The 19,887-nt window shown below is 56.6% G+C and carries 23 protein-coding genes; 3 read left to right on the top strand and 20 right to left on the bottom strand.

All coding sequences use genetic code 11. The annotated features are described in order from the left end of the window. Window positions 1-19 precede the first annotated feature (19 nt). The 16 genes from H4Q31_RS10375 to H4Q31_RS10300 all read right to left on the bottom strand — a co-directional run bounded on the left by H4Q31_RS10375 (window position 20) and on the right by H4Q31_RS10300 (window position 12,452). Entirely contained in the window at window positions 20-1,063 is a 1,044-nt protein-coding gene (locus tag H4Q31_RS10375) for an NAD(P)H-dependent glycerol-3-phosphate dehydrogenase (protein ID WP_185179005.1), read from the bottom strand. Beyond that, window positions 1,053-1,673, bottom strand: coding sequence for a glycerol-3-phosphate 1-O-acyltransferase PlsY (gene plsY, locus H4Q31_RS10370; protein ID WP_185179004.1), 621 nt, complete (start codon window positions 1,671-1,673; stop codon window positions 1,053-1,055). The genes H4Q31_RS10375 and plsY overlap by 11 nt, the downstream gene beginning before the upstream one ends. Before the next feature lie 12 nt (window positions 1,674-1,685). Continuing rightward, complete coding sequence (der, locus tag H4Q31_RS10365) at window positions 1,686-3,008, bottom strand: ribosome biogenesis GTPase Der (RefSeq protein WP_185179003.1); 1,323 nt, start codon at window positions 3,006-3,008, stop codon at window positions 1,686-1,688. Between the two features lie 81 nt (window positions 3,009-3,089). Continuing rightward, complete coding sequence (locus H4Q31_RS10360; RefSeq protein WP_185179002.1) at window positions 3,090-3,269, bottom strand: capping complex subunit for YIEGIA; 180 nt, start codon at window positions 3,267-3,269, stop codon at window positions 3,090-3,092. Then, window positions 3,262-4,179, bottom strand: a complete 918-nt coding sequence (locus H4Q31_RS10355) for a YIEGIA family protein (protein WP_185179041.1) — start codon at window positions 4,177-4,179, stop codon at window positions 3,262-3,264. The genes H4Q31_RS10360 and H4Q31_RS10355 overlap by 8 nt, the downstream gene beginning before the upstream one ends. Before the next feature lie 2 nt (window positions 4,180-4,181). Further along, window positions 4,182-4,808: a hypothetical protein gene (locus H4Q31_RS10350; RefSeq protein ID WP_185179001.1), complete on the bottom strand. Its 627-nt coding sequence runs from the start codon at window positions 4,806-4,808 to the stop codon at window positions 4,182-4,184. A 151-nt stretch (window positions 4,809-4,959) separates the two neighbouring features. Continuing rightward, the gene (gene rpsA / locus H4Q31_RS10345; protein WP_185179000.1) at window positions 4,960-6,180 is read right to left on the bottom strand and encodes a 30S ribosomal protein S1; all 1,221 of its coding nucleotides are present in this window, start codon (window positions 6,178-6,180) and stop codon (window positions 4,960-4,962) included. A gap of 135 nt (window positions 6,181-6,315) precedes the next feature. Further along, on the bottom strand, window positions 6,316-6,912 hold the full coding sequence (locus H4Q31_RS10340; protein ID WP_185178999.1) for a lysophospholipid acyltransferase family protein: 597 nt from the start codon (window positions 6,910-6,912) through the stop codon (window positions 6,316-6,318). 3 nt (window positions 6,913-6,915) lie between these two features. Next, window positions 6,916-7,620: a (d)CMP kinase gene (cmk, locus tag H4Q31_RS10335; protein WP_185178998.1), complete on the bottom strand. Its 705-nt coding sequence runs from the start codon at window positions 7,618-7,620 to the stop codon at window positions 6,916-6,918. A 130-nt stretch (window positions 7,621-7,750) separates the two neighbouring features. Further along, window positions 7,751-7,939 (bottom strand): hypothetical protein, encoded by a 189-nt coding sequence (locus H4Q31_RS10330; protein WP_185178997.1) that lies wholly within the window; start codon window positions 7,937-7,939, stop codon window positions 7,751-7,753. Window positions 7,940-7,945: 6 nt separating this feature from the next. After that, window positions 7,946-8,602, bottom strand: a complete 657-nt coding sequence (locus tag H4Q31_RS10325) for a flagellar brake protein (RefSeq protein WP_185178996.1) — start codon at window positions 8,600-8,602, stop codon at window positions 7,946-7,948. 200 nt (window positions 8,603-8,802) lie between these two features. Next, window positions 8,803-10,170 carry a germination protein YpeB gene (ypeB, locus tag H4Q31_RS10320; RefSeq protein ID WP_185178995.1) on the bottom strand — a complete coding sequence of 456 codons (1,368 nt, stop codon included), beginning with the start codon at window positions 10,168-10,170 and terminating at the stop codon, window positions 8,803-8,805. A 69-nt stretch (window positions 10,171-10,239) separates the two neighbouring features. Continuing rightward, window positions 10,240-10,392, bottom strand: coding sequence for a hypothetical protein (locus H4Q31_RS10315; RefSeq protein ID WP_185178994.1), 153 nt, complete (start codon window positions 10,390-10,392; stop codon window positions 10,240-10,242). Between the two features lie 77 nt (window positions 10,393-10,469). Continuing rightward, on the bottom strand, window positions 10,470-11,156 hold the full coding sequence (prsW, locus tag H4Q31_RS10310; RefSeq protein WP_185178993.1) for a glutamic-type intramembrane protease PrsW: 687 nt from the start codon (window positions 11,154-11,156) through the stop codon (window positions 10,470-10,472). A gap of 196 nt (window positions 11,157-11,352) precedes the next feature. Continuing rightward, window positions 11,353-11,955, bottom strand: coding sequence for a genetic competence negative regulator (locus H4Q31_RS10305; RefSeq protein WP_185178992.1), 603 nt, complete (start codon window positions 11,953-11,955; stop codon window positions 11,353-11,355). A 206-nt stretch (window positions 11,956-12,161) separates the two neighbouring features. Further along, complete coding sequence (locus H4Q31_RS10300) at window positions 12,162-12,452, bottom strand: hypothetical protein (protein ID WP_185178991.1); 291 nt, start codon at window positions 12,450-12,452, stop codon at window positions 12,162-12,164. Window positions 12,453-12,639: 187 nt separating this feature from the next. Here H4Q31_RS10300 and H4Q31_RS10295 point away from each other — a divergent pair, with 187 nt between their 5' ends. Then, the gene (locus tag H4Q31_RS10295) at window positions 12,640-13,524 is read left to right on the top strand and encodes a polysaccharide deacetylase family protein (protein WP_185178990.1); all 885 of its coding nucleotides are present in this window, start codon (window positions 12,640-12,642) and stop codon (window positions 13,522-13,524) included. Here H4Q31_RS10295 and H4Q31_RS10290 read toward each other — a convergent pair. Both H4Q31_RS10290 and H4Q31_RS10285 read right to left on the bottom strand, forming a co-directional pair. Then, the gene (locus tag H4Q31_RS10290; RefSeq protein ID WP_185178989.1) at window positions 13,521-13,817 is read right to left on the bottom strand and encodes a hypothetical protein; all 297 of its coding nucleotides are present in this window, start codon (window positions 13,815-13,817) and stop codon (window positions 13,521-13,523) included. The genes H4Q31_RS10295 and H4Q31_RS10290 overlap by 4 nt on opposite strands. Next, complete coding sequence (locus tag H4Q31_RS10285) at window positions 13,814-14,413, bottom strand: CPBP family intramembrane glutamic endopeptidase (protein WP_185178988.1); 600 nt, start codon at window positions 14,411-14,413, stop codon at window positions 13,814-13,816. The genes H4Q31_RS10290 and H4Q31_RS10285 overlap by 4 nt, the downstream gene beginning before the upstream one ends. A gap of 93 nt (window positions 14,414-14,506) precedes the next feature. On the opposite strand from H4Q31_RS10285, the gene H4Q31_RS10280 reads away from it, so the two are divergent. Next, window positions 14,507-15,433 (top strand): hypothetical protein, encoded by a 927-nt coding sequence (locus H4Q31_RS10280; RefSeq protein ID WP_185178987.1) that lies wholly within the window; start codon window positions 14,507-14,509, stop codon window positions 15,431-15,433. Window positions 15,434-15,651: 218 nt separating this feature from the next. After that, window positions 15,652-17,244: a phosphoglycerate dehydrogenase gene (gene serA, locus H4Q31_RS10275; protein WP_185178986.1), complete on the top strand. Its 1,593-nt coding sequence runs from the start codon at window positions 15,652-15,654 to the stop codon at window positions 17,242-17,244. A 460-nt stretch (window positions 17,245-17,704) separates the two neighbouring features. Here serA and H4Q31_RS10270 read toward each other — a convergent pair whose 3' ends face one another. Continuing rightward, a complete protein-coding gene (locus H4Q31_RS10270; protein ID WP_185178985.1) occupies window positions 17,705-19,153 on the bottom strand; it encodes a sensor histidine kinase in 1,449 nt (482 codons plus the stop codon). Between the two features lie 3 nt (window positions 19,154-19,156). Continuing rightward, a complete protein-coding gene (locus H4Q31_RS10265) occupies window positions 19,157-19,873 on the bottom strand; it encodes a response regulator transcription factor (protein ID WP_185178984.1) in 717 nt (238 codons plus the stop codon). Window positions 19,874-19,887: the final 14 nt, after the last annotated feature.

The following is a 19,887-nucleotide window of genomic DNA, read 5'->3' as shown; positions in this document are numbered from 1 at the left end:
GAAAAGGGGACGCCAGCCGCTACGGCTGGCCGCTGTCCAGGTCGAATGCCGGCCGTTCGATCTCATGCGTACGAACGCGTCCCATCAGCGCGCCGATCGCATCGGTCGTTGTCTTCCCGTCAAATAACACCTTATGCAGCTCGTTCGTAATCGGCATCTCCACCTGATAGAGCGCAGCCAGCTTCTTGGCCGATTGCGTCGTACGGACACCCTCGACGACCATGCCGATCTGCTTCAGCACCTCTTCCAAGCTGAGCCCCTGACCTAGGAGCGAGCCCGCGCGCCAGTTCCGGCTGTGGCGGCTGGTCGCGGTTCCGATAAGGTCGCCGACGCCGGCAAGACCGGCGAATGTCAACGCGTTCGCTCCCATCGATGCGCCGAGCCGGGCGATCTCCGCGAGGCCGCGAGTGATGAGCGCGGCCTTGGCATTGTCGCCGTAGCCGACGCCGTCGGATACGCCGGCGCCGAGCGCGATGATATTCTTGAGCGCGCCGGCGAGCTCTACGCCTACGACATCGGGGTTCGTATAGACTCGGAAATACTCGTCGTTCATGAACAGATCCTGTGCGGCTTCCGCGCATGCGATGGATGCGGAGGCTACGACGACGGTCGTCGGATGCCGGACGATCACTTCCTCGGCGTGGCTCGGCCCGGAGAGAACGACGATCTCTCCGGCAGGACGATCCAGCTCTTCCGCGAGCACGTCCGACATCCGCTTCAGCGATTCGCTCTCGAAGCCCTTGGTGGCATGCACGATCAGCGCATCGCGCCGGATATGCGGCCCCGCCGCATGCGCGACATCGCGCATAGCCGATGACGGTGGCACGAAGATGACGGCCTCCGCACCGGCCAAAGCCGAAGGCATATCGGTTGCAGCCGATATGCCTTCGGGCAGCCGGGAATCCTTCAAGTATTTCGAGTTGCGCCTCTCTTCATTGATCTCCCGGGCTTGCGCGTCGCTTCGGGTCCACAAGGTGACACGATGTCCGTTGTCGGCAAGTACGCAAGCCAAGGCGGTACCCCAGCTGCCAGCTACGAGCACGGTTACGGATTTAGACGCCATGAGGTTCTCCCTTCTTGCCGCTGCCCAGCTTGTTCTCCGTGCCGTTCAGCAGCTTCACAATATTCTTGCGATGGCGGACAATCGCGAGCACCGCGACGACGACGCCGCCCCAAATATAGGAGGCAGGCCAACCGCCGATCGCTAGAATGATCGGCAGCAGCACGGTGAAGACGATTGAGCCGAGCGATACGTATCGGGTGAATACGATGAGGAGAATGGCGACCACGCCGGCGATTACGACCGCCAAGGGCGCCAGCGTGACCATCGCGCCGACCGTCGTCGCGATGCCCTTGCCGCCTTTGAACCGGAAGTAGATCGGCCAGTTATGTCCGATGATGGCTGCCAGCCCGCAGAGGACGGGCAACCAGACATATTCGTCTCCATTCAACAGATAACCTAGCGTCACCGCAATAACGCCTTTCACAATATCAAGCAGAAATACGGCGATGCCCGGCCCTTTCCCAAGTACCCGCAGCGTGTTCGTTGCGCCCGCGTTGCCGCTTCCGTGCTGGCGAATATCGATCTTGCCCATGAGACGGGCGATGATGATGCTGAATGAGACCGAGCCCAGCAGGTAGCTCGCTGCTATGGCGATTATCGCTAACGTCAATGCCGTTCTCCCCTATTCCTGATCCGACTTGCGGCGCGTGAAGATCCGCAGCGGTGTTCCATCAAAGTCAAAGGCGGCGCGAAGCTTGTTCTCCAAGAAGCGCTCGTAAGAGAAGTGCATCAGTTCCGGATCGTTCACGAACACCAGCAGTGTCGGCGGTTTGACGGACACTTGCGTGACGTAATTGATCCGCAGACGGCGGCCCTTGTCGCTTGGAGGCGGCGTAACGGCCACGGCATCCGAGATGACGTCATTCAATAGATGCGTTGGCACGCGCATCGAATGCTGCTCCGCCACCCGATCGATGACGGGGAACAGCTTGCTCAGCCGCTGCTTCGTCTTCGCCGATAGGAAGACGATCGGCGCGTAAGACATGAACAGGAAGTGATCCCGGAGCGTATTCGTGAAATGCTGCATCGTCTTGTCATCCTTCTCGACGACGTCCCACTTGTTCACGACGAATACGGAAGCTTTGCCTAGCTCATGCGCGTATCCGGCGATGTGCTTGTCTTGCTCGATGATGCCTTCCTCGCCGTTGATGACGATCAGCGCCACGTCTGCACGCTCGATCGCCTTCATGGAGCGCATGACACTGTACTTCTCCGTCGTCTCGTACACCTTGCCGCGCTTGCGCATGCCGGCGGTGTCGATCAGGACATACTTCTGGCCGTCCTTCTCGAACGGCGTATCGATGGCGTCGCGCGTCGTGCCCGCGATCTCGCTGACAATGACGCGCTCTTCGCCGAGAATCGCATTAACGAGCGAGGACTTGCCCACGTTCGGCCGGCCGATCAGGGCGACCTTAATGACATCTTCGTCATATACCTGATCTTCCTTAACCGGAAGCTTCTGAACGGCAGCGTCGAGCAGATCGCCAATACCGATGCCATGCGCGCCGGATAGGGCGATCGGATCGCCGAAGCCGAGCGAGTAGAATTCATAAATGTCGTCCATGCGTCCCAAGTTGTCGACTTTGTTAACCCCTACCACGACGGGCTTGCCAGATCGGAACAAGATTTGCGCGACTTCTTCGTCTGCGTTCGTCATTCCCGATTTGGCATCTACCATGAAGACAATGACGTCCGCTTCTTCGATCGCAAGCTCCGCTTGCACCCGAACCTGCCTAAGCAGTTGATCCTCGCCATCGATCTCGATCCCGCCCGTATCTATGACGCTAAACGCGATACCGTTCCATTCGCCGGTTCCGTATATGCGGTCTCTCGTGATTCCGGGTTTGTCCTCGACAATGGCCAGCCGGTCGCCAATAATCCGGTTGAAAATCGTAGATTTGCCCACGTTGGGACGCCCTACGATGGCGATGACGGGTCTTGCCATACATTCACTCCTTAATGGTCAACCATAATTCATTCACAAATTCCATCATAACAAAAATAACCCGCCTTGGCTAACTCTTCTTCATTGCCGGTAGACGAGGAGGAAGGAGTCCTCGTTTAATTGATGGGCTGCGGCGTTCAAGATCTTCTCGAGGGAATGGGACAAGGCTTGCAGTTCCTCCTTGTCGCGCGCGAGGAAGACCGGAGTTCCGCCCGCGAAGCCCGACTCTCGCGTCGTGACGACAGCCATAATCTTAACCACCGCGCACCGCCTTCTCCTCTGCTCGACGATTGGCTTCAACCGGCTTGCGGATCGCCGATTCCAGCAGCGGGACGCTCGATACCGACGCGAGCGCCTTCTCGGGATCATGCTCCCTCGGCAGGAAGAGGACACCCAGCTTGCCAGAGGCAAGCCCGAGCTTCGCCATCGGCAGCAGCATCGGTTCCCCATCGTCCCGATAAACGCCGAGGCGCGTGGACACATCGTGCAGAATCGCCTGCCGTTGTCCCAAATTCGCGAGCGTCACCCGCGCGTCGTCGTTCTTCGGCGTCAGGATGAAGCCGATTGCCTGCTTCCCGATAATGTCGCGGTTCTCATTCAGCCCGACATTCATCATGTAGACGTCCCCGACGAGCAGATTCGGTCCGTCGATTCGTACAGGCGCGGCTTCAACCTTCGCCACGTCTTCAAGCTTCTTGCCTTTGCGGAAGCGAATAGCCGTCGCCAGACATAGCGCCCCAACCAGAATGCCTGGCGCCCAGCCCGCGAGCGTCACGATCAGACTTGTTAGGAAAGCCGCGAAGATGGACAAGTAATTGCGCCCTTCGAACACGACAGCTATGCCTTCTATGTACGCCGCTCCGCGAGGCACCAGCTCTTGCGCATCCAGCGCAGTCAGCGTATTGCGCTCCATATTCCGTACGTCCCGGAATTGCTGGGCTGCCATCCCGAGGAAGGTGATTGCCGTATAATTCTTATCGAACAGCGCAGGAACCGCCACGGCCCCCAGCGCTCCAGCGATAAGCCCGAGCGCCAGATGAATGATTCGTCCGTGCGGGTAAGACGGGTATTGGCGGTAGTCGCTGCGCAGCATTAAATACCGCGTCGCCACGCCTGCGAAGGTGCCGAGGGATACTTCGGCCAGATCCGGATGCGACAGCAGCCACGGCATGCTCACGATCGTTCCCCTCCTCTTCTCCATTGGCTTCTTCTCACGAGCAAGGGCAGCCACGAAGCCGCTACCGTAAAGACGCGAATCTCCAAGTACGCCAACCACCAGCGGTCCGACCAGGCAAGCGTGCCGATCAACGCTTGGCCTATCGTGTGAAGATCCCACAAGGCGGAGACCGCTTCAGTCAGCGTTAAGCCTATTGTGAGCGTCACAATCTGCTCCGCCGCTCCTCTTGACAGCAGCGCTGCAATTACCGCGATGATCGCGGAGGAGACCCACAACGCGCTCGCCGGCAACAGAGACGGCAGCGCCTCCGAGACCCTGTCGGTGAACAGGGCTGCCGACCCGATCAGCACGCCTGCCGCGCAGGAGGTGCCAGACTTCGCTGCACCCAAGCTGCCTGCCGCAACGATGGCGAATGCCGCTGTCCATAGCAAGCTTGCGCCAACCGCCGTCTCGTATCCGAGCAACGGAACCGGCACCAATAGACGTGAGAAGAACGGCCATCCGGCAAGGTATCCGATCACGGCGAATCTAGGCAGCCCTTCCGTCAGCTCTCTCCTCCACCCGCTTAAACTTAAGATGACCGCGATCGCCCATGCGGCCGCTGCTGCATATCCAGATGGCATCGGCCATTCCCCCTCCTCTTCAGCCGTAGCTTAGTATTCGCATCCAAGGCAGGAAAATTGCTTCATTGCCGACAAAAAAAGAACGGGACGAGGCAGACATATTGTCTGCCATCGTCCCGTTCTTCGGGAAAGCGGGGCGCGAAGCCTTCGCTTATTTGAACTTGCTCAGCTTGTCGCCGAACTTCTCGCCAAGCGTGAAGCTCATCGATTCAGCCGGCGGAAGGTTGGTCTCTTCGCGGTTCGCGCGAGGGCCGCGCGGCGCACGATGTTCGCGTTCCGGCTGCGCGGGCGCCTCTTCCGTCTCTTTAATGGAGAGGGAGACGCGCTTCTCGGCTGGATTGAAGTCGAGAATCTTCGCTTGAACTTCTTGGCCTTCCTTCAACACCTCATGCGGCGTCGCAATGTGACGATGCGCGATTTGGGAGATGTGAACGAGGCCTTCGACGCCAGGAGCGATCTCGACGAATGCGCCAAAGCTGACAAGACGCTTCACGACGCCGGATACGATCTCGCCGGTGTGGAATTGGCCGGCAGCCGCCTCCCAAGGTCCAGGTTGCGCAGCTTTGATGCTCAGGCTGATCTTGCCGATCGAAGGATCGACCTTCAGCACTTTCACTTTGACTTGCTGGCCTTCGGATACGACATCAGCCGGATGAGCGACATGGCTCCAGGCGATCTCGGATACATGCACAAGGCCGTCAACGCCGCCGATGTCAACGAACGCGCCGAACGGCGTCAGGCGTTGAACGGTGCCTTCGATCACTTGGCCCGGCTCAAGAGCAGCCATAATCTTCTGCTTCTGCTCTTCGTACTCGGCTTCCAGCACATCCTTCTGGGACAGGATGACTTTGTTGTTCTCGCGGTCGATCTCCTTCACTTTGACGCGAAGAGTACGGCCCTTGTAGCCGGAGAAGTCTTCCACGAAGTGGCGCTCCACCATCGAAGCCGGAATGAAGCCGCGAACGCCGACGTCGGCGACGAGGCCGCCTTTGACAACGTCGGCAACGGTCACTTCGAACGCTTCTCCGCTCTCGAACTTCGCTTGCAGATCGTCCCAAGCGCGAGTGCTGTCGATTTGACGCTTGGAGAGAACGAGGCTCTCCTTCGCATCGTTGATGCTGACGATCTTCGCTTCGACTTCCTGGCCGATCTGTACAGCTTCGGATGCGTTGTCGAGATTCACGGACGACAGTTCGCGAAGCGGAATGACGCCGTCGTATTTATATCCAAGGCTCACGAATGCTTGGTTATCCTCGATTTTGACGATCGTACCTTTGACGGTGTCACCCTTCTTCAAGGATACGACGTTCTCGAGTGCGTCCTGGCTTACCTGCTCGGCAGCCGTCTCTTGGACATTGATTTCTTCAGACATGGAAAATACCTCCTCAATTCTACAACAACTTTATTTAAACCCGCCCGAAGCGGCTTTAAATCAATCGAATCGATGAACCAAATAATACCTGTAGTATGTTGGTAAACCGAATGAAACATGCATGCAGCCCGGCAATCAATTCGTCGGCTGACCGGTTCGAAGCATCTCCCGAATGCTGGACATGAGCACTGCGGTAGCGCCTTCCCAATCTTCGGATCCCTTGACCAAGTAAGCGCTAAGGTCGAGCGGGGCTCCGCATACCATAGTCAGCTTGCGGAACATGCGGTATTCGCCGATGATTGCGACGGGAACGACTGCAGCTCCCGAGCGAGATGCGATCGTAATCGCTCCGCGCTTGCCTGTGCCGACGCCGTCGATGCGTTCGCCCTTCCTCGATCCTTCGGGGAAGATGCCCATCACGCGGTCCGCCTTGAGCACGCTAATGGCTGTTCGAATCGTATCTAGGCTGACGCCGCCGCGCTTCACAGGGAATGCGCCAAGCGCTCGAATGAGCGAACCGAACAGCGGAATTCGGAACAATTCTTCCTTGGCCATATAATGAATCTTGCGCGGAGAACCGATGCCGAGTGTGATGGGATCGATTAAGCTCTTATGATTGCTGCACAACACGACGGGGCCGGAAGCCGGAATATTGGATACGCCTCTGGCTTCGAACCGGTACAAGAGACGGAACACCGCTAAGAGTAAAGCCCTTGCGAACCGATATAACATAATTTACTTCTCCCCCGCCGAAATGGTTCTTGATGCCGCCCGTCCCCATTCAACGATCTCGTCCACAATCTGGTCGATGCTGCGTCCTGTGGAATCGACGAATCTGGCATCCGGCGCTTGAAGAAGCGGCGCAATCTCCCGTTCCGAATCTTTGCGGTCACGCTCGACAATCTCCTGTTCCAATTGTTCCAGCGTAATCTCCGTTTGTTCGCCCATCTCTTTGAATCTTCTCAGAGCGCGTTCTCTCGGGGTAGCGGTAAGAAAGATCTTCAGCTCAGCATCGGGCAGGACGTGGGTGCCGATATCCCTGCCGTCCATGACGACGCCTTTGGCTCTCGCCATGCGCCGCTGCTCTTCGGCCATCTTCATCCGAACGGCTTCGTACGAAGCCACGAGCGAGACGCTGCGATTCACTTCCAACGTTCGAAGCTTGGAAGTAACGTCTTCTCCGTCCGCGAAAACGAGCTGCCCTTCTTCTCCCGGCCGCAGGTCAACGCGAAGCCGCTGCGCCAGCCGGCCGACGGCATCCTCATCCTCGGGCGGGATGCCCCGCTCCAGGGCAATAGCGGTTACAGCGCGATACATCGCCCCCGTATCCACATATACATAATGCAGCCGGCTTGCGACGAGTCGGGCCACGGTGCTCTTGCCTGCGCCAGCAGGACCGTCGATCGCGATGTTGATCGGGTGACTTGTTAGTGGATTCATGAGTAAGAATAAAGCCTCCTAATCAACTACCCTTACGAAAAACGCAGGCAAGCTATGCCTGCGTGCGAATGAGAAAATTATACCACACCCCACCTGCAGATGCAAAAAAGAAGCGGATGATCCGACTGCCTTATGGGCTGCGGTATTTGATTCCTTCCCAATGATCCGTATGGGTCAACAAATGTCTAGCCGCCGGGAAATGGAGCGCAAGCTGCGAGAGCAGGAGCAGAACGGCGAGAATCGCGATTCCCCTAATGATCAGCCGCTCGGACTTAGCGAACCACTTGACTTCGAACCGATTATCTTCTTGCTCTCTCATTACTGATCATTCCTTGCGAAAATCAAGTTGTCGTTCAAAACAATACCGAATGACCTTCTGTTGATCGGATTCGGCAATGTTGACGAATCGGATCATGACGATATAATGATTCGGCTCCGTCTCGGCTACCCGAATGACATCTCCTTCGAACTGGGCGTGCGCGATGCTGCCGGAACGGAATGGAATCAGAAGCCAGCAATTCACCCTTAAATTCGGCTGAATCGGCCACTTCCGTTCGCAGCGCAGCGAGATACCGCCGCCTCCGACGTCCTCGGTGAGCGCTAAGAACCGCATCTTGTCGCCGATTCGCACGGCGACCTCGAGCTGCGCCTCCACACGAAGGAAATTCCGCCGTTGCTCCCGCGTGATCTCCTCCTGCTTCGGCTTGCGAAGCTCGACAAGGGGAACGGTCTCCTCCTTGAGGAAGTTCTGGACCGTCGCCTTGAACTCGTGCTTGACGCCTTCCGTCGTGTAATAAGTCACCCGGAACTCGTCGCCCGGCTGCGCACGGTGGTACCTTCCTGTCTTCTCTTCCAGCGGAATCTCGATGTACAGCGACGCTTCATCCATATCCGCTAATCTGGATCGAAGAAGGGAAGCCTGCTCTGTGCCAGACTCTCTTGGCAGCTGAATGAACATCGTTTGGTTTATTTTCGGAAGCACCCTTTACCCCTCCACCACGCTGACACTGTCGGTATAATCGGTACGATCTGTCACCTATCTTCCCAATTATACCATGACGAGGATGCTTGGACACGCTCCTTGCGCAACTTCTTCTATCCAGCCATGCGAATGTCGTCTATACGCTAGAAAAAGCTGCCCTTCGCCGCAAAATGCGTCGGGCAGCTGCCGCTTCATGCTCTTCACTTCAACAGCGCTCTGGCTTTCTCGGGAATCTTCTCGACCGATTCCTCAAGTCCCGAGTCGGCATTAATGTAGATCCGATATTGTTCGCCGCCGACTTTGCCGACGAATTCATAGCACAGGACTTGCTTGTTCTCCTCATTCTCGATAAGAGCAAGACTGGATGCCTGAACCTTGAAGTCCGAGTTGAGCGACTTGCGCGCTTCGCTCTGCGACAGCTTGGGCTTGCCCGTCGACAGAACGCGCGGCGCGAACACATGGTCCGAAGCTTGAAGGCCGACCGCCTCGCCATTATCAAGCGCTACTCGCACCGTCACTTTATCCGTATAAATCTTGACATTGTTCTTCTGCCCGACGAACGTGAACACCGATACATGATCATACTCATCGTAGGTAACCGGCGTCATGTTCTTATAGCCGTGCTGATCAAGAAATTGCGCGGCTTTGGCCTTCGCCGACGCAAAATCAAGCTTGCGCGTCTTGACGGTTCGCGGATTCATATACCACAGCAGCTCGCCGCCCTTGCGCGTATAATCCATTTGAATATTCTCGCCATTCGGGCCAGGGACCGTCGCCGTATAACCAGGCATATCGGTGTTCTTGCCGTTCTCGACTACATTGACTTGACGTCCGGCCCCGGACATTGCCGTCGTGCCGAGGAAGGCAAGCGCCTGTTGCTTAATCTTATCCGCCGTAACGTCCGGCTTGCCAGACAGCATACGGACGGGATGGCCCCGCTTGGACGCCATGGCGGCAGGTCCCCAATCATTCTCGGGGTATGAGCCGATCTTCTTGTCCACCGCCTTAAGGCCGTCGATGATCGTATTGTTATACGGCTCGTCTTTGCCGGCCATTGCCACTTCGACATCCATCCAGCGAAGATGGTCGTTCATGACGGACTCTCGGATATTAGTCAAATCCTTATTCACGTCCGAGGCTTTCGCATACAGAGACTTCATCGTTTTGATCTCATCCTGCGAGAGCGGCTGCTTCGTCAGGTCTCTGACAGAGGTTCGATAGGCAAAGTCCGAGATGCGGGACAGGAAATCGCCCGCCTTGTTGAAAGGAACGCCCGCTAGCGGAAGCTGGCTGATCTCATTCTGGGCTTGGCTCGTCAGCCTCCATACCTTAATGAGGCCCTTGCGCTGCATGCCCTGCGACACCGAGGATACGGCCAGCGTCTGGCCAAGCTCGTCCTGCAGGCTGCCCATATGGCTCGCCAAATCGTGGAACGCCCGCTGATACTGATTCTCCGCCTTGATCATAATCGCATTCTTCTCTTGATGCTCTTGATATCCCCACAGGATCGCCCCGACAAATAGCAGAGCTGCGACGGGGAACAGAACCGAACTTAACCTCGCATACATGAAAAGCCGACCCCTTTCATTCCCAGACTGCCGTTCGGCGTTAGTGTGGGAAGCTTGGGCCAGCTTTATTCACGTTTCTTCGATGTCGAAATCGTTCGTATTGCTGCAGAGACACATTTTAAACCCGGTGTCGATTCGGCCTCGATCCCTTCTTCCCCGAAGCACGAACTTCTCGCCGCAGCGGTTGCAACGGATCATCACCTTCACCCGTTCGGCCGTCATCTTCGCCCCTCCCGCTCTCTCACGCGGAATCGTTCCGCAGTCGTTCTAATCGGAAGTATTGACGGGCTTGGGAAGATTTAACCTTCCTCGCGCTTGATCATTCGGAACGGCGAGACCGAGTTAGCCCGATTCACGTTGATCATGCCTCTTAGCCAGAGCAGCAGCATGAATGGCACCATTACCCATAGCCACTCGGGAGGAACGGTCTGCTGAATCAGATCGAACGCCCCGTGCGCTAGGAACGGCAGGAAGAACGCCGCCGCCAGCAGCAGCGGAACCCGCTTGCCGGCTGAGAACTTGGCCTTGCCCATCGAATAGCCCATGAAGACGCCGAACAGGGCGTGGCCCGATACCGGGAGCAGCGCTCTGGCGAGCAGCATGCCGAAGGTGACCGGTTCGTTGAAGGCGTATAGGACGTTCTCCAGCGTCGCGAAGCCAAGAGAGACCGAAGTCGCGTAGACGATGCCGTCGTAAGGCTCATCGAATTCGGTGTGATTGTATATGATGTGGTACAGAACGAACCACTTGATAAATTCTTCAACGCCGGCCGAGATCAGAAAGGAAAACGCAAACGGCGATTCTCCGAGCCATAGCGTCAGCGCGCGCTGAATAACCATCACCGGAAGCACCGTTAGCGCGCCGGCAAGGAACAGGCGGATCACGATAGGCAACGGCTCGACGTCATAGCGGTCTTTCCAATAGAAGTAGGCCAGCAGCGCAATGCCGGGCGCGATGGCGGCGGCCAGCAGCGATAAGAGAAGCACCTTCGTTCCCCCTCCCTTCCATGCTCCCTATTATACAACGTCTCTTGCCGCAGGGGCACCCCATTAGACAGGTTCAAGGGCCGTCCGCCTTAAATTGTGAACAAAAAACGAACATCCCGCGATAAACGACCGGCGTTTAACGCAAAATGTCCGTTGCTAATCGGTATATGGCATGGCCCTCAGACAAACAGCGAATTCAAGCGAAGTGCTCGGCGAGAACTTTAACGGCATTGGAAGGGATCACCAACTGTCCGTATTCTTCAAGAACGGCCGGCGTTACGGATGTCGCATCGCCGTATTCGGCAAGCACCGCGATCAGCGCATGATATCCCGCGTTCTCTAGACCTGCGGGATCGAAGCAGAGCACCCACTGATTCTGATAACGATACATCCTGCCTTCCTGCGTCAGATGGCGGTTAAGCATCTTGGCGGCTGAGATCGCGTCTTCGATGTCGCGAAAACGATATATTATGGCTTCGCTCTGTTCGAGCGTAACCTCCATTTCGTAAACTTCTTCATCGAGTTCATCCTCGGCCGAGGCTTCCGCGTCCCGGTCCAGCTTCCCTCTCGTGACGATGACGACCATTCCTTGGGCAGGCATTGCGAACACTTCGACCGCAAGAGGCCCCGAGGCATCAAAGCCAAGCTCGCTATAGGCTTGATCCATCATCTCGCTGAACAATTCATGGACTTTCGGAATTTCCCGCCACATGTCTTCCTTCTGAATTCCGCGTTCCGACAGATCGTCGAAGGTAAGGAAAATCCTAATCTTGTCTTGGCTAAGCCGCTCCATCCTCATGACAGGATCCTCCTTCTGCACACGATGGGTGATAACAGCGTATGACGTGGCATATAATGTGTGATTGATTTTTGCTTTGACAACATGTTATCACTTCTCTAATTGAAATGCACTAGGGAAAACCCATGAATAACAAAAAATCAGCGCCTGCCGCTCCCTCGTCAGGAAGCGGGCCGGACGCTGATGTTGGAGGATGGAGCGCAGATTCAGATCTGGTTCTGTCCGCTCTCTTCCAATATTTCATTGACACGGCGCTGAACCTCCGAGTCCTGCGCTGCCAGATGGGCAACCTTGTCTAAACCGCCGGCCGAGTCATGCGACTCGAAGCTCTTGCTCCACATTTTGCCGATGGCCTCATCCTTCATTCCGTTCACCCGCGACTTGACTTGGCTCCATCCGATATTGCCGACCGCCGAGACCATTCGCTTGTTGCGCTGAATGAATATGACCGCGGCCGCCCCAGCCAGACCGCCAAGCAAGAATGCCGAGACTTTCATCCGAAACTCCCCTTTCCTTAACGCACCCTTCGCCGGGTGCTTACATCCTCTATTGTGGCCCGCCGGCGGCGGCTCATGCTCAATCAAAATAAGGAAAAGGCACCAGTGTCGAACAAAATCGGGCTATGTTAAAATAAGTCGAGATACACGAATTCATTTCATTCAAGACCGCAGAGGAGATCCAATAATGAAGAACATCGCCACCGCCGCCGTAACTATTCCCATTCTGCTGATGTCACTGGCTGCCTGCGGCGCCGGCAATACCGCAGCCCCGGCCAATTCCGCGCCTGCTGCCACGCAGACTGTCTCTCCTTCTGCAAGCGCTGCACAGACGCCCTCCGCTTCGCCTTCCGCGTCTGCTGCCGCATCTCCCTCCGCATCTCCTGATCCTTCGCCGTCTCCGGATCCGACCGAAGCTCCTGTGGAGTTAACGTACCGGATGAACAAGAACTACGACATCGTGCCGATCGACAAGGAGACCACGAACTCGAAAGTCGTACTGCTGACGTTCGATGACGGGCCGAAAGCGGAAGAGACGCTGAAGCCGATTCTGGATACGCTGGACAAGCATCATGCCAAAGCGATCTTCTTCGTTAACGGGTATCGAGTTAAGGCGCACCCCGAGCTGCTGCAGGAGATTGACGAACGCGGCCATACGGTCGGCAATCATTCGTGGGATCACATTATGTTAGGCAAAGAGAAGCCGGAGACGATTCGCGAGCAGATCGAGAAGGTTCAGAATATCGTTGAAGAGGTAATCGGCAAGAAGCCGGTCTTCTTCCGTCCGCCGAACGCCTCCGGCAACGAATATACGCATTCCATCGCCAAAGAGAACGGCCTCCTGTACATGACCTGGTCCGATGGCTCCCTCGACTGGGAGATGACGGGCGACAAGATCAAGGACAAGACGGCCGCGATTATTAAGAATGTAAATGATCTGCTTCATCCCGGAAGCAACATTCTGATGCACGAGCTCCCGTGGACGGGCGAAGCGCTGGATGCGCTGCTGACCGATCTGGAGCAGAAGGGCTACTCCTTCGTCGACCCTGAGGCGATCGATACCGAAGCTTAAGTATTTTGATATCCCCACCATAGCAAGTATGCGACCAACCCAACGAACAAGATGACGAGCGTTTGGTAGAACCAGCGGCTCAAGTTGCGTCTTGCGGTTGGATGAATAGAGGATCTTGGCGGCATTCCTGTCTCTGGAATGCCCGAGGAAGCGGCGGCTTCGGCAATAGCCGCTTCCAGCTCCTCGAGCGTCTTAGGTTCCCCCGCCCCTCCATCCGCCTGCTGTTCTTCGAAGGCATGTCTCTTCGCTTCTACATAACGCTCCCACGCCGAAGATTGGCCATCGTCCTTCATACTTGCTTGTCCCTCCGTAACCGAATAATTAGCCCCATGATCAAATCTACCAGAAAGTGAGCGGCGATCGGCGCCCAGAGCGTGCCCGTATGCACATACATCCAGCCGAATCCGTAGCTGATCGCGAACACCATGCCGGTCGGTATCCAGTGGCGCAAATATCGGACATGGATTGCCGCGAACAGGATGCTGGTCCAATAAGGACCGAACGAGTGCTGAATCGCGCCGCGGAACAGCAGCTCTTCGCATATGCTTACGACAAGGCAGATGAGCGCGATGTGCCAGATGGGACGCGTGCGGAAGATTCGTTCGTTGACGCCTCCATCATCCATGGCCTCCTCGGGCATCCATCTGGATAAGGCGACGTCGAGCAAGACGATAGCCGCCGATAACCCGATCGACCAGCCGAGAAATTCGAAGCTGCCCGGCCATGCGAACAATCGAATCGGGTTTCTCCCCTGCAAAATCACCCACAATAATCCGATAATAAAAGTAACGAGTTGAGTCAAGTACAAATTGGCGAGCAGCAAACGGTCGCCGAGCTCGTTAATTGACGCTTTGCGAACCTTCAAGTTGCGAATGTCGAATTTTTTCATATGACCTCTAAATTTGATTCGTAAGTTATTGTTCGTTTGGCATAGTTTCCCTATACTAAAGCTACTAAATCTGACCGTAAAGAGGAGTTATGAATGGACAAACGTCTCACACGCATTGATCTCATGTTCGCACTCGGTTTTCTCTTCATGCTCGTCGTTGCGGTAGCGGCCTTCTTCTACGGCGTCAAAGTCGGCGCTTCGCAGGCGGAATCCCGTCACGAGAAGGCGACCGCGTTGCCGCAAGCCGCTGCAGCTTCGGTGTCTCTGAATGCTTATCAGCTTCAGGATCTCGTATCTTTCTATCATACCGTATTTTTGCCTTATCGTGAATTCTTGGACGACTGGCAATCCGCGCAGCAGGAGTGGCTGTCGGACGAATCGGCGGACCGCTCTGCGCAGGTCAAAGAATTAGTCCGCTCAGCCAAGGCCGAGTATGAATCCGTCAAGGTTGCGTACGTTCCGCAGGTATCGCCGCTGCTGAAGGACGCCCAGAACCAGTACCTTAAGAGCTTGAAGCTGTATGCCGACGGCCTGTCCGCTTATGTCTCTTCGGCTAACCAAGCGACAGCCGATATCGTGCTCGAACAAATAAACGCTAACGCGTATATCGCCGAAGCGCAGAAGCTCAGTCTTGCCGCCCAGAAGCAATATTATGAGTCCATGGTCAAATGGGGGGCGACCGTCGACATCGATATTCCGGAAGAGAGCAAGGACAAGACTTCGATCGATCTGGCCGGGTGGAAGAAGCTTCCCCTGCTGATCAAGAACGAATTGGCGGCGGAATACATGCAAGAGCGGTCGCTCATGACCGGATTCTTGCCGCAGGATTTAGCCGCGCGTATCGACAGCTTCGTCGCTTCCGGCCAGGCTGCCAAGATGAAATTGAAATCGATGAGCTCGGTTGCCGATCTGTTGACGCAGACGGATGCCGTTCGTAAAGGCGACTTCTTGGCATCGAAAGTTCGTTTATACGATCAAGAATTGCTGCCTCAGCTGCCTTTTTTCTCATCTGACAAATAAAAATACGAACAATACCTAATTTAATATCCGATGAAGTCATTGATTTGCTTGTCTCATTGCTTTAAAATAGTAAAGGCAAATGAGACTCAGGAATCAATCGACGAATGAATGAAGTGAGCGGAACACCCTTAAGCACACTGTTCGTTCGCCCTGACGCGAACGCTCGGGAGAGTTTGAGGGTGTTTTCTGTCAAGAGAACCAAATTAGGGGGAGCTTGCATGTTTAAAGTGTTGGTATCTGATCCGATCAGCGATTTGGGCATTTCTCTTCTCGTAGAAGCATCCGACATCTCCATCGACAAGAAGACGGGATTATCGGAAGATGAATTGGTCTCCATTATCGGCGAATATGACGCTCTTCTCGTCCGCAGCCAGACGCGCGTAACCGAGCGTATCATGACCGCAGGCAAACAACTGAAGGTGATTGGCCGCGCCGGCGTCGGCGTCGACAACATCGATCTTGAAGCCGCAACGAAGCGCGGCATCGTCGTCATTAACGCTCCAGACGGCAATACCATTACGACGTGCGAGCATACCTTCGCCATGATGATGGCGCTGGCCCGCCACATTCCGCAGGCTTATCAGAAGACGGTCGGCGGCGAATGGGATCGCAAATCGTTCGTTGGCGTCGAGCTTCGCAACAAGGTGCTGGGCGTACTCGGCATGGGCCGCATCGGCAGCGAAGTCGCCGCTCGCGCCAAAGCGTTCGGCATGAGCATTCTCGGCTACGACCCGTTCCTGACGGAAGAGCGCGCGGAGAAGCTCGGCGTGAAGCTCGCTTCCGTCGAGGACGTCATTCGCGGGGCAGACTTCATTACCGTCCATACGCCGTTGACGCCTGAGACTCGACACATGATCGGCAAAGAGCAATTCTCTCGGATGAAGCAAGGCATGCGCATTATCAACTGCGCGCGCGGCGGCATTATTGACGAAGTTGCGCTCGTTGAAGCGATCGACGCCGGCATCGTTGCCGGAGCCGCGTTCGACGTCTTCGAAGAAGAACCGCCGAAGCCGGATCATCCGTTCCTGAACCACCCGAAGATCGTCGTGACGCCGCACCTTGGCGCCTCCACCGTCGAGGCGCAGGAGAACGTGGCGATCGACGTATCCGAACAGCTGCTGCACATTCTGCGCGGCGAGCCGTACAAGAACGCGGTGAACATGCCTTCGGTTCCCGCGGACATCCTCTCCAAGATCCAGCCGTACTTCCCGATCGGACGCAAGCTGGGAAGCTTCGCGGCCCAGATGGCCGACGGCGCCGTCAAAGAGATCGTCGTCTCTTATTCCGGCGAGCTGGCGGACGTGGACACGCAGCCGATCACGCGCCATGTCGTGGAAGGCGTTCTCGCCCACCATCTCGGTTCGGATCAGGTTAACCCGGTCAGCGCGATGCACTTGGCCAAGACGCGCGGCTTGAACATCGTTACCAACAAATCGCATGCCAGCAAAGGCTTCGTGAACCTCGTGTCGGTGACGCTGCGTACCGCCAAGGAAGAACGTACAGTTGCCGCTGCGCTGCTGAACGGCTTCGGCGCGCGCATCACGCAGATCGATCAGTACCCGGTGGACGTGGCGCCGGAAGGCCATATTCTCCTTATCTCCCATTCGGACAAGCCGGGCATCATCGGACGCGTCGGCACGCTGCTCGGCAGCAACGACATCAACATCGCGACGATGCAGGTCGGCCGGAAGCTGGCCGGCGGATCGGCCATCATGGCGCTAGGCGTCGACAAAGCGGTGCCGAAGGAAGTGCTGGCGCAAGTCGCGGCGCTTCCCGACCTTGTCAGCGCGAAGGAAATTCGGTTGGCGTAAAGCAAGATCGCCTGCTCATACGAAACAGGGACTGTCCCGTCTGGGTCAGTCCCTGTTTTCGTATGAGCGGAGTAAATTCGCTGCGTCATATCTGAGCTAATCGCCACACGCATGACCAACAAGGCAATTTTGTTACCTTACTTACCGCCAGATAGCCGAGGTGTCACACAATAAGGCAGTTTTGCTGCCTTATTCACAACGGATTACCGCCCGCTTGACAAACAAGGTATTACTATTGCCTTATTTCCAACCGAATCATTAAAGTGTCGTCCAACAAGGCGATTATAATGCCTTAATTCGTGAGATCGCGGGAGTGTGAGCTCGAGGCGACTTGCAATCCGCGCGCATTCGCCCTCTTGCTCTCCTGCGATCTATCAATCGGCTTTCCCGAAGTCTCCGAAGCGGTCACCCTTCCCGGCGGTCCTCCGCGCGCCCCGCGCCGCCACGCCTGCCTTGGCTCTCAACGCTTGCCGCGCACCGGCAAGTGGATCGTGAACGTCGTGCCGACACCCGGCTCGCTGGCTGCCGTGATGCGGCCGCCGTGGGCTTCCACCAGGTTCCTCACGATAGCGAGACCGAGACCGGTGCCGCCCTTGTGATCGCGCTTGCGCGCTTTATCCGCCTTGTAGAACCGCTCGAATATGAACGGCAGATCCTCCTGCGGAATGCCTTGCCCTTCGTCGGCTACCTTAATGACAACTTCCTCGCCGCGGGAACCTATTAATTTGTCCGCTTCGATTCGGATGGCGGCTCCGGAAGGCGTGTGCCGAATGGCATTATCCAGCAGATTGGTCAGTACCTGCTCCAGCCGGTCCGCATCCGCTTCCAGCAGATGGAGATCGTCCCTCTCATCCGAACGGGTCAGGTTGATGCCCCGTTCCTTCGTCAACGCCGAGAACTTGCGGTACACTCTGCCGATGAGCGCGTTCATATCCAGCTCCTGGAAGTTCATATCAAGATGGCCGGCTTCCATTCGGGCGAGGTCGAGGAAGTCGGCGACGAGCCGTCCCATTCGCAGCGACTCGTCATGGATCACTTGGACGAGCTCGTTGCGCTCCTCCGGCGAAGCGGCGATGCCGTCCAGCAGCGCCTCGCTGTACCCCTGCACCATCGACAGCGGCGTCCGCAGCTCATGCGATACGTTCGCGACGAAGTCTTTGCGCAGCTTCTCCACGCGGTATTCCTCGGTTACGTCACGAAGGACGGCGACCGCCCCGCGAATGCCATCCGACGAGATCAGCGGCGTCATGACGATCGAGTAAACCTCGTTATGAACGTTAATCTTGTCGGTGCGCTCTACCCCTCTGCCAATCACGCTTAGGAAGGTAGCCTTCAAAGGTTCGGGCACTTCCCCTTCGCCTTGGCCCGTGCCCTCGCCGTCTCCCTCTGCGAAGCCTTCGTTCCAATCCGCCGCATTCCACTCCTCCAGCAGATGCTTCCCCTGCGGGTTCGTGAGAATAACGCCGCCTTCCGCATTAAACGAGATGACCGCATCGGTCATGCTGCGCAGCACGCTGCTCAGGTGATCTCGCTCGTGCTCCAGAATCCGAATGAGCGTGTCGATCTCCGACGCCATCGAATTAAACGTGTTGGCGAGTTCCCCGATCTCATCGCTGGACCGAATGGCGACGCGCACGGTGTAGTCGCCTTGGGCGATCTGATCGGCCGCGTCTCTCATCTCGCGGAGCGGCTGCGTGATCTTGGTCAACAGGAAAAACGCGAAGAAGGTTGTCAGCAAAAAGCCGACAGCCCCCGCATAAACGAATAGATGCTTAATGTTGCTGGCGTTCCCGTAATTCGAGAGATCGATATACTTTAGCAAGAATAACCCGATCGTCGAGATCACGACGCCGACGAGGCCGATAATCGTCAGCCACATTTTCCCGACTACGCTTCTCCAGATCGCCATCGCCTACTTCGCCGCCTCCAGCTTGTAGCCGACACCCCACACGGTCGTAATCATTGCCGCCGCATCCGCAGATACGCGGTTCAGCTTCTCGCGCAGCCGCTTGACGTGCGTGTCCACGGTGCGCAGATCGCCGAAGAAGTCGTAATTCCAGACGTCCTTCAACAGCTCCTCGCGAGAGAATACCTTGTCCGGCGAACTGGCCAAATAATGCAGCAGTTCGTATTCCTTCGGCGTCAAGTTCACTTCCTGCCCGCCTGCCGTGACGCGATGGGCATCATGCTCAATGACCAGATGGGGAAAAACGATGTTGTTGCTCGTCGCCAAATCCTTCGACAAGAAGGCAGTCGCTGATGAGCGGCGAAGAATCGCCTTGATCCGGAAGATCACCTCGCGCGGACTGAACGGCTTCACGACATAATCGTCTGCTCCGACCTCGAACCCTTGCACCCGGTTCACTTCTTCGCCCTTCGCCGTCAGCATGACGACCGGCGTCGCCTTGCTCTGCCGGAGGCGGGTGCACACTTCGATCCCGTCCATGCCCGGCAGCATCAGATCGAGCACGATCAGGTCAAAGTCTTGCTGCAGCGCCTTGCGAAGCGCCGTCTCCCCGTCTTCCGCTTCCTCGATCACGTATCCTTCCTTCTCCAGATACATGCGAAGCAGACGGCGGATCCGTTCCTCATCGTCCACTACGAGAATGTGATGTCCTGTATCGCTCACCCAGACCAACTCCT

Source organism: Cohnella lubricantis, from assembly GCF_014212015.1.
In the GTDB taxonomy this organism is placed as follows: domain Bacteria; phylum Bacillota; class Bacilli; order Paenibacillales; family Paenibacillaceae; genus Cohnella; species Cohnella lubricantis.
This window is presented reverse-complemented; position numbering and strand designations above follow the sequence as displayed.